The organism is Pseudoalteromonas sp. TAB23 (assembly GCF_000498075.1).
Classification (GTDB): Bacteria; Pseudomonadota; Gammaproteobacteria; order Enterobacterales; family Alteromonadaceae; genus Pseudoalteromonas; species Pseudoalteromonas arctica.
This window is the reverse complement of sequence record NZ_AUTP01000236.1, coordinates 1-13,294: the sequence shown is the minus strand read 5'-3', so window position 1 is coordinate 13,294 and position 13,294 is coordinate 1. Positions and strand designations below refer to the sequence as shown.

The 13,294-nt window shown below is 38.9% G+C and carries 9 protein-coding genes; 4 read left to right on the top strand and 5 right to left on the bottom strand.

Features of this window, described 5'->3' with window-relative positions; all coding sequences use genetic code 11:
* Together L654_RS0114250 and L654_RS0114245 are read right to left on the bottom strand one after the other, a co-directional pair.
* Positions 1 to 883: M28 family peptidase (locus tag L654_RS0114250; RefSeq protein ID WP_024608264.1), on the bottom strand; the 883-nt coding region annotated here is incomplete at its 3' end.
* A 180-nt stretch (positions 884 to 1,063) separates the two neighbouring features.
* Entirely contained in the window at positions 1,064 to 3,142 is a 2,079-nt protein-coding gene (locus tag L654_RS0114245; protein WP_024608263.1) for a TonB-dependent receptor, read from the bottom strand.
* 191 nt (positions 3,143 to 3,333) lie between these two features.
* Between L654_RS0114245 and dbpA the strand changes: the two genes are divergently transcribed.
* Positions 3,334 to 4,722 (top strand): ATP-dependent RNA helicase DbpA, encoded by a 1,389-nt coding sequence (gene dbpA / locus L654_RS0114240; RefSeq protein ID WP_024608262.1) that lies wholly within the window; start codon positions 3,334 to 3,336, stop codon positions 4,720 to 4,722.
* Positions 4,723 to 4,744: 22 nt separating this feature from the next.
* On the opposite strand, the gene L654_RS0114235 is transcribed toward dbpA, so the two are convergent.
* Positions 4,745 to 5,317, bottom strand: a complete 573-nt coding sequence (locus tag L654_RS0114235; RefSeq protein ID WP_024608261.1) for a DNA-J related domain-containing protein — start codon at positions 5,315 to 5,317, stop codon at positions 4,745 to 4,747.
* A 76-nt stretch (positions 5,318 to 5,393) separates the two neighbouring features.
* Here L654_RS0114235 and L654_RS0114230 point away from each other — a divergent pair, with 76 nt between their 5' ends.
* Positions 5,394 to 8,213 (top strand): ATP-binding protein, encoded by a 2,820-nt coding sequence (locus tag L654_RS0114230; RefSeq protein WP_024608260.1) that lies wholly within the window; start codon positions 5,394 to 5,396, stop codon positions 8,211 to 8,213.
* A gap of 63 nt (positions 8,214 to 8,276) precedes the next feature.
* Here L654_RS0114230 and rho read toward each other — a convergent pair whose 3' ends face one another.
* Positions 8,277 to 9,536 carry a transcription termination factor Rho gene (rho, locus tag L654_RS0114225; protein WP_002960945.1) on the bottom strand — a complete coding sequence of 420 codons (1,260 nt, stop codon included), beginning with the start codon at positions 9,534 to 9,536 and terminating at the stop codon, positions 8,277 to 8,279.
* A gap of 185 nt (positions 9,537 to 9,721) precedes the next feature.
* Positions 9,722 to 10,048, bottom strand: a complete 327-nt coding sequence (gene trxA, locus L654_RS0114220; protein WP_002960942.1) for a thioredoxin TrxA — start codon at positions 10,046 to 10,048, stop codon at positions 9,722 to 9,724.
* Positions 10,049 to 10,139: 91 nt separating this feature from the next.
* Between trxA and rhlB the strand changes: the two genes are divergently transcribed.
* Together rhlB and gppA are read left to right on the top strand one after the other, a co-directional pair.
* Complete coding sequence (gene rhlB, locus L654_RS0114215) at positions 10,140 to 11,417, top strand: ATP-dependent RNA helicase RhlB (protein WP_002960940.1); 1,278 nt, start codon at positions 10,140 to 10,142, stop codon at positions 11,415 to 11,417.
* A 43-nt stretch (positions 11,418 to 11,460) separates the two neighbouring features.
* Positions 11,461 to 12,954, top strand: a complete 1,494-nt coding sequence (gene gppA / locus L654_RS0114210; RefSeq protein WP_024608259.1) for a guanosine-5'-triphosphate,3'-diphosphate diphosphatase — start codon at positions 11,461 to 11,463, stop codon at positions 12,952 to 12,954.
* Positions 12,955 to 13,294: the final 340 nt, after the last annotated feature.

Below are 13,294 nucleotides of genomic sequence, written 5' to 3'. Positions count from 1 at the left end.
CGCCTGCGCCGTCATCTAATGCGCCAGTCCCTAAGTCCCAAGAATCTAAATGCCCGCCAATTAATACATATTGCTCAGGGTTTTCGGTACCATTAAATTGGCCAATAACGTTATAACCAGTGCCTTCACCAAGGCTTTCGGTTTGCACATTAATATTTACCGATACGTCTTTATTTAAAGCGACTAAGCGTGCTATTTGATCTGCATCTGGGTTAGCAATTGTTACGTTAGGTATTTTTGTAACACCTTCTTTATAGTAACTACCACCGGTGTGTGCAAAACGATGATGACCGGTACTAACCGAGCGCATCATGTAGGCAACAGCGCCTTTTTTAGACGCTTCTATAGCGCCTGTACCGCGTGCTTTTACAGCCGGCCCGTAACCATTCCCGTCTATGTCGCGGTTCATGCGGTAATTAATATATGCAATTTTACCTTTTAAACTGTTCGCCGGTGCGGCTTTTAATTCATCAAGTGTTTCGAATAATACAACCGGCGCTGTAACCCCATCTTTTGGCGTGCTTATACTGTTACCTAATGCAGTTAAGTGCAGTGGTTGCTCGCTTGGTGTTAGTATTTTTCCGCTTTCGCTATAACGACGCCATTCAGGAAACGTGGCTTTTTCTAACCATACTTTATCAAAGGCCAGTTCATTAAATTTGGCTTGAGCCCATGCCACGGCTTTTTTATCGTTTTTAGTGCCGGGTAAGCGAGGGCCTACTTCAGTTGTTAATGACTCTAGTAATTTATAACTTAAATCACTATTTAGTGCAGAGGTGCGCACTTCGTCTACTTGTTGTAATTGCTTTTGGGTAAATTCGGCGCTGTTAGCGTTTGCAGCCATACTGCTAGTAAGCAGCAGTGCGGTAATTAATTTTTTCATTGTGGTAGGCCTTTTTAATAATTAGCGCTATTAGAGCATGTAACAAACATGATAAAAAATAGATGAGATGAATAGGCTTTGTAATAGGTTTAATGCTGTTAGGTGTGAATATTTAGATATAAAAAAGCCCGCGTAAATGTACGCGGGCTATATTTTAAAGCTGTTATTTAAGGCATTTATTTAAAAGCTAAATTGCGCAGCTAAACGAAGATTTGTACCCTCGCCAACAGTTACATTATTTGTGCCGCCTCCGCCTAGATAGTTTGTATCAAATAAGTTTTCGATGTTAAGGCGTAAGTTAATATCGGTATTACTTAAGTTAAACTTATAAGTTGCACCTACATCAACACGCGTATATGCATCTTTAGTAATTGTATTGTTGCTATCGGCAAAGCGCTCACCTTCGTAAAATGCACCAGCATTAAGTGCAATGGCGTCATTTAATTCATAACGCGTCCAAAGTGATGCCGACCATTTTGGTGCATCGGTAGGGCGTTTACCTTCCAATACTTCATCGCGTTCAAAGTTAGCATCTAGATACATAGTTGATGCCATAACAAATAAGCGGTCAGTAGCGGCACCTTGTGCGCTTACTTCAACACCTTTGTGGCGTTGTTCACCCACTTGGTTTGTTTCACTTGTGAATGAGCCAATAGGTGTCTCAAGTTGTTCGCTAACAAGAGTACCTTCTTTGCTAATATCAAAAATAGCACTGGTAAGCATTAGGCGGTCATCAAATAACTGCCATTTTATACCAATCTCTCTTTGCTTAGATGTAACAGCATCTAATTTCATGCCGTTATTTACATCTGTTTCATCAATCAGTGTTTCGCTACCTTGAGGCTCAAAACCTTCTGAGTAACTAGCGTATATAGTTGCAGAAGCATTTGGGTGATAAAGCACACCTACTTTTGGTACAAATGACTCGTTATCATTTCCTGTGCTATTTTGTTTGTCGTAACGACCACCCAATGATAGTTGCCACTCAGGCGAGAACGAAATTAAGTCTTGAACGTAAATTCCGTAGTAGTCGTATTCAGTTTCGCTTACTGTATCATCTGTTTTATAGCTTACTGATGGACGAGATAGTTCTGCTTGTCCTGCAGAAAAATCAAAAGAGTCGGCAGAGGTACGACGTTGCCCGTAGTAATAATCAAGCGAGTTTGCGCCAATTAAAAATTGGTGCTGTAAGCTACCTGTTTTAAATTCACCAATAAAATCAATAAATGCAGTTTTAAATTGCCAATCGTCAAAACGGTCGTAAGGACGAGACTCATAGCTGTCACCCTCAACAAAGTCACTTGGCATATTCGGTGCTGACTCAAAGCGTTGGCGTTCAAATGTTTGTTCGTTATAGCCAAGCTTTACTTGCCAGTTATCGGTTAAAAATACTTCTAGGTCTACACCTAGGTTTTCTACGGTTATATCGGTAAACGCCCAAGACATATCACGGATTGTTTTATCATCACCAATTACATTGGCATTATCGTCTATCCATGCGCCAGTATCTAAACCTGCTTCGTCGTCCGTGCGGTCGTAATGCACACGTACTAATGCGTTGTCGCTAATATCGTAATCTACAACTAAAGCACCTAAAAAGCGGTCACGCTCGCGGTTTTCACCGTTTTGGTATTCACGCCAGTAATCAACATCTTGTTTAACTAAAATACCACGAGCACGTAAATCTTCAGATTCAGTCAAGGCACCAGCAGCATCAACCATAAAGCGCGTTGAGCCATGTTGGTCTACATCGGCACTGGCATTAAATAATGTTTGTGCTGTAGGCTTTTTAGTAACCATGTTCACCAAGCCACCCGGACCTGATTGACCATATAAAATGCTCGATGGGCCTTTAATTACTTCAACTTGTTGTAAAATTTCGATTGGTTGTTGGTAGTGCGACCAATGCTGATGCCCATCACGTAAATAACCTGTTGATGAGCTTAGCTCAAACCCACGTAAGTTAAATACTTCACGATTTCGTTGTTGTGAGCCTGCAGTTAAGCTTGCGTCATTTGTTAGTACTTCGCCAAGGGTAGTGGCAAGTTGCTCACTAATAATAGTATCGGTTATTACGGTTACAGATTGTGCGGTTTCAAGTAATGAAGCTGATGTTCTCATTGCGCCATTAGCGTTATCTACTTTGTAATCGTTAAAGTAGCTACCTTTTACTTCTATACGCTCAAGGTCAGTAGTGTTTGCGTATGTGTTTGTTGTAATGCTTGCTAATAGTGCTATGTAAAGAGAATTCAGTTTCATTGTTTGCTTCCAGCAGTGATATGTAAAAAACAATCGCGATCTTAATGCAAACTACTATCATTTTCAACACCTTTTGTTAACGTGCTTTATTATGTGTTTGTTAATGGTTGCTAATTACGAATTCTGCTATTATTAGCAGCATATTTAGTGGGGCTTTCCCCCACGTTATTTTTATTGCTATGGAACTTACTGTGACTTCAACTGCTTTTTCATCTTTGGCTTTACCAGCTGGACTCGTTGATAATTTATCAACACTTGGTTATGCGCATATGACACCTGTACAAGCGCAAAGTTTACCGCCTGTACTTGCTGGTAAAGACATCATTGCTCAGGCAAAAACCGGTTCAGGTAAAACTGCTGCGTTTAGCTTGGGTGTGTTAGCTAAATTAAACGTAAAACGCTTTCGTATTCAATCTTTAGTGTTGTGTCCTACTCGTGAGCTTGCCGAGCAGGTTGCGGTTGAAATGCGTAAATTAGCGCGCGGTANCCATAATATTAAAATATTGACGTTATGTGGCGGTGTATCAATTGGTCCACAAATAGGCTCGCTTGAACATGGCGCACATATTATTGTTGGCACACCTGGTCGTGTTGATGATCATATTCGTAAAGGTACTTTACGTTTAGATGATGTTGAAACGTTGGTACTTGATGAAGCCGATCAAATGCTTGATATGGGTTTTCAAGATACACTTGATGCAATTATTGAGCGCATTCCACAAAATCGTCAAACATTGTTATTTAGTGCAACATTCCCAAGAGCTATTGAAGCAATTGCTAAGCGTGTACTTAAAAATCCAGAAATGGTTAAAGTAGAAGAAGAGCAAGCCAAAAGCACAATTAAGCAGTACTTCTACAAAATGGATAATAATAAGCAGCGCTACCCAACGCTAAAATTATTATTACTTAAATTTACACCACAAAGCTGTGTTGTGTTTTGTAATACTAAAGTAGAAACACAACAAGTGTGTGACGATTTAGCTGATGAAGGCTTTAGTGCTGTTTCTCTACACGGTGATTTAGAACAGCGCGATCGTGAACGTACATTAATTCACTTTTCAAATAAAAGTGCTTCAATACTTGTTGCAACCGATGTTGCTGCACGTGGTTTAGATATTGACGATATGGATATGGTGATTAACTACCATTTAGCACATGACACGCAAACACATGTACATCGTGTTGGCCGTACAGGTCGCGCTGGTAAAAAGGGCATTGCATGTTCTATTTACGGTGAAGCCGAAGCGTTTAAAATTGCTCAAATAGGCGAACATTACGAGCGTGATATTACTCCAGAGCAAATGCCACCATTTAATTTATTAGACAAGCCACCATACCGCCCTGAAATGGTTACTTTGATGATTGATTCAGGTAAAAAGCAAAAAGTACGTGCAGGTGATATTTTAGGTGCTTTAACGGGTAAAGATGGGGTTGCAGGTCGTCAGGTGGGTAAAATTAACGTACTTGATAACGTAGCGTTTGTTGCTGTTGAGCGTAACTCATTAAAACCTGCGCTTCGTAAATTAACCGAAGGCAATATTAAAGGGCGTAAAATACGCGCACGCCGCCTTACTCGTTAATTTAAACTTCTAAATTAATAGATTAACGAGCAGCTACCTTTAGCTGCTCGTATTGTGTTTTTATTTTTTTAAACTCAACTTCACAGCCATTTGGTTTATCTGGGTGCACTTGTAATGCAAGTTGTCTCCAGCGCTTTTGAACATTTTTAAGAGTGAAATTTTCAGGTAACTTCCATTCTAAAGCCAACGCTTTAAATTCATTTTCATTTAAAGCCTGTTGTGGTGATGTCGTTTTAAACTGACGCCAAAAGCTATTTAAAAGCTCATCAATCTGCTCTTCACTGGTATCGTAATTATGCCAATCTAAATAATAATCTCGCAAATTTTCGCTTGTTGTTACTAAACTATTATCCCCTTTTTCTAAAAGCTCGATATGCAGAGCTGAAATGAGTAAACTCTGAGGACGTAATTGTGCCTGCAGTTGGTACAGTGCATTCATAATTAAAAAGTTACGTTTAAATAAATCACGTTCAGGACTTTTATCTAGAGTGGTCATAGCGCTGCGGTTTGTCAGTTCTGCTGCTAAAGTATGAACTTGCCAAACCTGCTTTGTTAGTATTAGCTCAAAAATCTCATCAATCAGTGGGTTAAGCATTGTTTAGGTCCTAGTAGTTGGTGTATCTTCAATAAAGATTACACTGATATAAGTAACGGTTTGAAGGATTAAAATTATGCTGGGCAAGTTAAAATGCCTCTTATTTACTATATGCTGTGTACTAATAGCTCCTAGCTATGCCCAAAATAATGATTCGTTATTTGAGCAATTCAAAAACGAAGTACAGTGGGAGCCTAAATTACAATTAGCAAACATGCTACTTGCTAATAAAAATGCCTCCAAAAAAGAGCGTGTCGCTGTTTATTCGGCATTGGGTAATACTGCGTTATCGGTTGATAATTTTAAAGACTCATTACATTACTTTAAATTACTTGAACAACATACTTCGGATACTTTCTTCCCTGATGAGCACTTTCGTGCAATTAAAATGCAAGGTGTTGTACTTTTTTATCAAGGCTTATTTCAAAAATCGATTATTGAATATACCCGTACCCTAGCATTAGCAGAAAAGAATAAGCAATTACTAGAGCAGGCAAACTTATTAAATAATATTGGTTTGGCCTATTTTAATATGAATAAGCTAGGCGATACCCTAGAGTTTTATTTAAAAGCAAAAGCTATCTACGAGGCGTACGGCAGTGAGCAAGATAAAACCGATATACTACTTAATATAGCAGGCGTTTATATACGCTTATCACGCTACGATAGTGCGTTTGGTCTTTATCAAGATGTACTTAAGGTTTATCAACGATTAGATGATAAAAGCGGTATTGCGCAGGTATATAACAATATGGGTGTTGCCCATATGGAGAGTAATCAATTTGACTTAGCACTGCATTATTATCAGCTAGCGCTGCGCTATTATATTTCAGCTAATGATTACAATAAGTTATCTACACAATATACAAATTTAGCAAATACTAATTTAGTATTAAAAAAAGTGGATGAAGCGTACGAGCAAGCTAAATTAGGTGAGTACTACGCCCTTAAAATAGATAATCATAATTTAGAGCTTAATGCGCTACATGCGCTGGCTAAAATTCAGTTTGTTAAGGGTAACTTAGAAGAGGCGCAAATAAATTTAGATAGAGCTATTTTACTTGCTCATGAATATGGTAGTGAGCGAATAATTAGAGAGAGCTTAGGGGCCAAAGCACTTCTTGAAGCCAGTAAAGGCGATTATTCAAGCGCAATGGCTTTGCAACAAAAATATATTAGTGAGTTGCGAAAGCTTAGAAGTACGGCAATTATAAATGCACTAGCGGTACTTCAGCATCAATTTAAAGCAACGCAATTAAACCAAGAGATAGAAAAACTTAAGCAAGATCGCCGTGTGCAAGAGCTAAAAATGTCGCAGCGTTCTCAGCTTACTTTATTCTCTTTTTTACTATTACTTTTAGTTGTCGTAACTGGTATCGCGCTTTATCGCCGTGGTGCAGAAAAACGCGCTAAGCAGCAGTTAACAGAACAAGTTACGCAACGTACTGCAGAATTGCAGGCAATTGCACAAGAGCTGAGAGAAGCCAACGATGTTAAAAGCCAGTTTTTGGCTAATATTAGTCACGAAATTCGCACTCCACTAACGGCTATTTTAGGGCAAACAGATGCTTTGATTAATGAATTATATGAGCCTGAGTCACTTAAAGATGAATTAAGAGTAATTCAGCGTCACAGTGACCATTTAAAAAGCTTAATAAATGATGTACTCGATTTAAGTAAAATTGAAGCCAATAGATTAGAGTTAAATATTTCGTGCTTTGATATTGTAGAGCTGGTAAATGATGTGCACGCAATGTTTATCACCCAAGCAAAAGCAAAAAATCTACACCTTATTTTAGACAATCAAGTGGGTAATGAGTTTTACACTAAGCTGGATTTAATACGCGTAAAACAGATTCTTATAAACTTATGTGCAAATGCTATTAAGTTTACTCATTCTGGGCAGATCATTATTGCATTAAATAAGAGTGAGCAAGGACTAGTTATTATTGTAAAAGATACCGGTATTGGTATGAGCTCTAAACAGTTAAAGCTTATTTTTGAATGCTTTAGCCAAGCTGATAACAGCATTAGCCGTCGCTTTGGTGGTACAGGGTTAGGCCTTAGCTTATCGCAACAATTAGCTGCGATGATGGGCGGTTATATCAGCGTACAAAGCGAATACAAAAAGGGCAGTCAGTTTTCGTTCTTTTTACCGTGCGCAGAAGTAAATAAATCTCAAAGCATGATTGAAACTCAAAGTGCTCCTAAGGCAAATAAGCAATTGGCAGGTCGTGTCGTACTTGCGGAGGATCATCCTGATAATCGTAGGTTAATAAGTCGTTATTTACGCTCAATGGGACTCGAGGTTATTGCTGTTGAAAATGGTGAGCAAGCGGTAGAGCAGTGCTTAAAAGAATATCCAGATTTGGTATTGCTCGATATTCAAATGCCAGTGATGGATGGGCGTTCTGCTTTTCAGCTATTAAAACAATGTGGTTTTGAGCGACCTATTTTTGCTTTAACAGCAAATGCTATGAGTCATGAAGTGGATGGTTATTTAGAGTTAGGGTTTACTGGTTACTTAGGTAAACCGATAGACAAAGAGTCATTTTATAAAGCGCTTTCTAGTCACCTACATAATGCAGAAGATCAGCCAATTACAAAGCAAAATGAAGTTGATATGAGCGATCTTGTGATTAGTTTCAAGCAGAGCTTTGCTTTGGAGAGTGAAACGATTACGCAGCATTTTATAAGCGAAGATTTAGATGCGCTACAAAAAGATAGCCATCGCATTTTAGGGGCTGCACAAATGTTTGGTTTGGATGAAATTGCGCAATCGGCTAAAAATTTAGACAGAGCACTTCTACGCAGAAGCCAAAAAAGCAGTGCAAATGACTTTAAAGCGCTCGTTGATACGCTGCAGGGTGTACTTAAAAAGTATAATGAAAGTTAAACTGTATTTAATCCAGACATAAAAAAAGCGCCTAAGGCGCTTTTTTATTCAATTAAAACGCTTTTATTGGCGTCTCATCGAATCAAAAAATTCATCATTGGTTTTGCTCATCGATAGTTTATCGATTAAGAATTCCATTGCATCAATTTCTGACATGTCATGAACAATTTTACGTAAAATCCAAAGCTTTTGAAGTTCATCTGGTTTTGTTAGTAATTCTTCACGACGAGTACCTGAGCGGTTAAAGTCGATAGCTGGGAATACACGTCTTTCCGCAATTTTACGGTTAAGGTGAAGTTCCATGTTACCAGTACCTTTAAACTCTTCGTAGATAACTTCATCCATTTTAGAGCCAGTATCGATAAGAGCTGTAGCTATGATTGTTAAGCTACCACCTTCCTCAACGTTACGTGCAGCACCAAAGAAGCGCTTAGGTTTATGTAATGCGTTAGCGTCAACACCACCAGTAAGTACTTTACCTGATGAAGGAATAACGGTGTTATAAGCACGTGCTAAACGAGTGATTGAATCCAATAAGATAACAACATCTTTTTTATGTTCAACTAGGCGTTTTGCTTTTTCGATAACCATTTCGGCAACTTGTACGTGACGAGAAGCTGGTTCATCGAACGTTGATGCAATAACTTCACCTTTAACTAGGCGTTGCATCTCTGTTACTTCTTCCGGACGTTCATCAATAAGTAAAACCATTAATGTTACATCAGGATGATTGTGCGTAATTGATTGTGCAATATTTTGAAGTAGCATTGTTTTACCCGCTTTTGGCGGAGCTACTAACAAACCACGTTGGCCGCGGCCAATAGGAGATGCTAAATCAAGTACACGGGCTGTAATATCTTCTTTACTGCCGTTACCACGTTCCATGCGAAAACGTTCGTTTGCATGTAATGGAGTAAGGTTTTCAAAAAGAATTTTAGTTCGAGAGTTTTCAGGTTTATCAAAGTTAACTTCATTTACTTTAAGTAAAGCAAAGTAACGTTCACCGTCTTTAGGTGGACGAATAAGACCTGAAATTGAATCGCCAGTACGCATGCTGAAACGGCGAATTTGGCTAGGTGAAACATAAATGTCATCTGGGCCAGCTAAGTAAGAGGCTTCTGATGATCTTAAGAAGCCGAAACCATCTTGTAAAATCTCTAATACACCGCCGCCGAAGATATTCTCTCCGCCCTTGGCATGGGATTTAAGAATGGCAAAAATGATATCTTGCTTTCTTAAGCGGGCTACGTTTTCGAGCCCCATGGACTCAGCTAAGTCTACAAGCTCTTTAATGGACTTGTCTTTTAATTCGCGTAAATGCATATTGGTGGGTTCTTTATTACAGTTGTCATACTCAAAATCGCTTTGATCGTTGAGTGAGGTTTGTTGAATATAACTAAGGATTAGTTGGCTTTATAAACTAGCAGTTCACTGGCAAAGCGTCCAGTCTTTATACAAAATAAATTTAAAAAAGGGCAAAAAGCCCTTTTTATTGTTCTAGCTTACAGTTAGATGTTGTTTTCTAAAAACTCAATAAGTTGAGTTTTTGAAAGAGCACCTACTTTCGTTGCAGCTACTTGGCCATCTTTAAAAAGAAGTAAAGTAGGGATACCACGAATACCAAATTTTGGCGGTGTGCCAGCATTTTGGTCAATGTTTAATTTAGCAACAGTCACACGGCTGTCGTATTCATCAGCAACTTCGTGAAGAATAGGGGCGATCATTTTACAAGGTCCACACCATTCAGCCCAGAAATCTACTAGTACTGGTTTGTCAGATTGTAATACGTCAGCTTCAAAGCTATCGTCAGTAATTTGGATTATTTTCTCGCTCATTGCGCTCTCCGATTTAGTTAGGCGAAATATTTAGTGCGTATTTAAACACTCTTGTTTCTTATTGCAAGTTTAAACGTTATGCTTAAACGCTATGACTAAGACACATTTAACCGATAAAAAGTTTTCAGACTTTGCTATCGCACCGGAAGTGGTTGCCGGTTTAACCGAGAATGGGTTTGAATATTGCACACCTATTCAAGCAAAATGCCTACCTTTTATTTGTGATGGACGCGATATCGCGGGCCAAGCTCAAACAGGTACAGGCAAAACGTTGGCGTTTTTAACTGCCACGTGCCATCGGTTATTACAATCTAGCAAAGCACCTAGTAAACATCCAAGAGCCCTGATCATGGCCCCTACTCGGGAGCTTGCGATTCAGATACACAAAGATGCTAAAATTTTAGCGCCGCACTGTAATCTTAACTTAGGTTTAGTATATGGTGGCGAAGATTACGAAAAACAACGTGCACAACTAGAAAAAGGCGTTGATATTTTAATTGGTACTACAGGTCGTCTAATTGATCTGTATAAGCAAGGCTGTTACACCCTTAATGAAATTGAGGTAGTCGTGCTTGACGAAGCTGATCGTATGTTCGATTTAGGTTTTATCAAAGATATTCGCTATATGTTCGATCGTATGCCAGATACATCAAAGCGTTTAAACTTATTATTTTCTGCCACATTATCGTATCGCGTACAAGAATTAGCTTTTGAGCACATGACAAACCCAGAACATGTTCAAATTGAACCTGACGTTAAAACGGGTAAACGTATTCAAGAAGAGCTATTTCATCCTTCGCAAGAAGATAAAATTAAGCTGTTGTTAACCTTAATTGAAGAAGAATGGCCAGAGAAAGCAATCGTATTTGCAAATACCAAGCACAGTTGTGAAACAGTATATGCTTGGCTTAAGTCAGACGGTCATCGTGTAGGTATGCTTACTGGTGATGTTAACCAGAAAAAACGCCAAACTATATTAGCGCAGTTTAGCAAAGGCGACTTAGACTTTTTAGTTGCGACTGATGTTGCAGCGCGTGGTCTTCATATTCCAGAAGTAAGTCATGTATTTAACTTTGATTTACCTGACGATTGTGAAGATTATGTTCACCGTATTGGTCGTACTGGCCGCGCTGGTGCATCAGGCCACGCAATTAGTTTTGCATGTGAGCAATATGCATATAACCTGCATGAAATTGAAGAATATATAGAGCACAGCATTCCTTTATCACATTATGATAAAACAGCATTGCTAGATGATTTAACTCAGCCTATTATTCAAAGAAAGCGCAACTATTCAACAGGTCCACGTAACCGTAGTAATAACAGCGGACGTCGCCCAAATAATAGTTACCAAAAAGGACGGTCGTAAACGACCGTTTGTATAAGTAGTAGTAACTAGAGGTTTTTGAACGGTGGGGCAACTTAAACCGCAAAAAAATGTGTACGCAGTTATTGATTTGGGCTCAAATAGCTTTCATATGCTTATAGCCAAATCAATTGCTGGCGGTCTACAAACAATTGGACGTGTTAAACGCAAAGTCCGATTAGCCGCAGGGCTTGATAAAGATAACGTATTGAGCACTGAAGCAATGCAGCGAGGCTGGGAATGCCTTGCCCTTTTTGCTGAGCGTCTACAAGATATCCCAGATAAAAACATCACCATAGTAGCAACAGCCACCTTACGGCTAGCAACTAACGCCGAAGTATTCAAAAATCATGCAGAAAAGATTCTTGGCCATAACATTAATGTTATTAGCGGAGAATTAGAAGCGCGTACAATTTATAAAGGTGTTGCTCATACTTCATCTTGTACTGGCAAACAGCTTGTTATTGATATTGGTGGTGCAAGTACCGAAGTTGTAATTGGTAAAGCATTTGATGCCTTACATTACAAAAGCCTCAATATGGGGTGTGTTACCTATCTTGAACGCTATTTCAAAGACTGCCAATTAAGTAAGAGTAACTTTAACGCAGCCATAAAAGCAGCTCGTACAGTCATTGATGAAATTTCTCCAGAATATAAAACAGCGGGATGGCAAATTGCATCTGGTGCTTCTGGCACAGTGCAAGCAATTCAAGAAATTATGGTCGCTCAAAATCTTGACGATTTACTTACGCTTGAAAAGCTCAACACTATAAAAGAGCAAGCAATTGCATTTAGCACTATTGCAGCGCTAGACCTTCCTGGATTAAGTGAAGACCGTCGACTGGTATTTGTATCAGGACTTGCAATCTTAATCGCACTATTTGAATCTCTTGAAATAGAAAAAATGGGGTTGGCGGGTGGAGCACTGCGTGAAGGCGTTTTATATAGCATGGTTCCGGAGTTTCATAATAATGACATTCGTAAACGCACAGTTGATGGGTTTATGAGTCGTTATCACGTTGATCAAAAACAAGCGTGTCGGGTTTCAAGCCTAGCTATGCAGTTAGCGGTAAGTATTGATAAAGATTGGCCAATTGAAAGTTTAAATGGGTTACCACTATTAAAAGCGGTAGCGCAGCTTCATGAGATTGGATTACTAATAGAATATAAGCAGTACCATAAACACACCGCTTATATTTTGGAAAATACCGATATGCCTGGTTTTTCACAGTCAGAGCATAAATTAATAGTAGCGGTAGCAGATGCGCATCGTTCTGATTTTCCAAAAGGCTGTTTTAATTCACTCGGCGTAAATAGTTTATTAGCGCAATATATAGTGAGATTACTACGGATAGCAGTCATCTTATCAATGCGCAGACAAGATGATGTACTGCCTAAGTTTGAGTTAACTGCTAAAAATGAAGTGTTAGACCTTAAGTTTGAAAGTAACTGGTTAAAAGATCATCCATTAATGGCCAGCGAGCTACAACAAGAGTCTAAACAGCAAGGTAAACTTGGGTGGAAGCTCATAGTAAACTAATTAAAAAGGCCCATCAGGGCCTTTTTAGTGTTTAAAGTAACCATTTCGATGCAAATATGTGCGAACAGTACATTATTTCAAGTTTTCTTCAAAAAAGGGTTGATCTGTTTTCGGATCTCCCTATAATGCGACCCCACTGAGACGGGAAACGCCAACGCATAGCGAGGCACGAACAACTCAGGGTGTTAAGTAAAACTTCGGTTTTAAATCTTCTAAAAAGAAAGTTTAAAACTAAGTGTTGACTAGAAAAATAAAGGGTGTATTATTCGCATCCCTTGAGACGCTAAAGCGACTCAAAACGTTCTTTAACAATATAAAGCAATCATCTGTGTGGGCACTC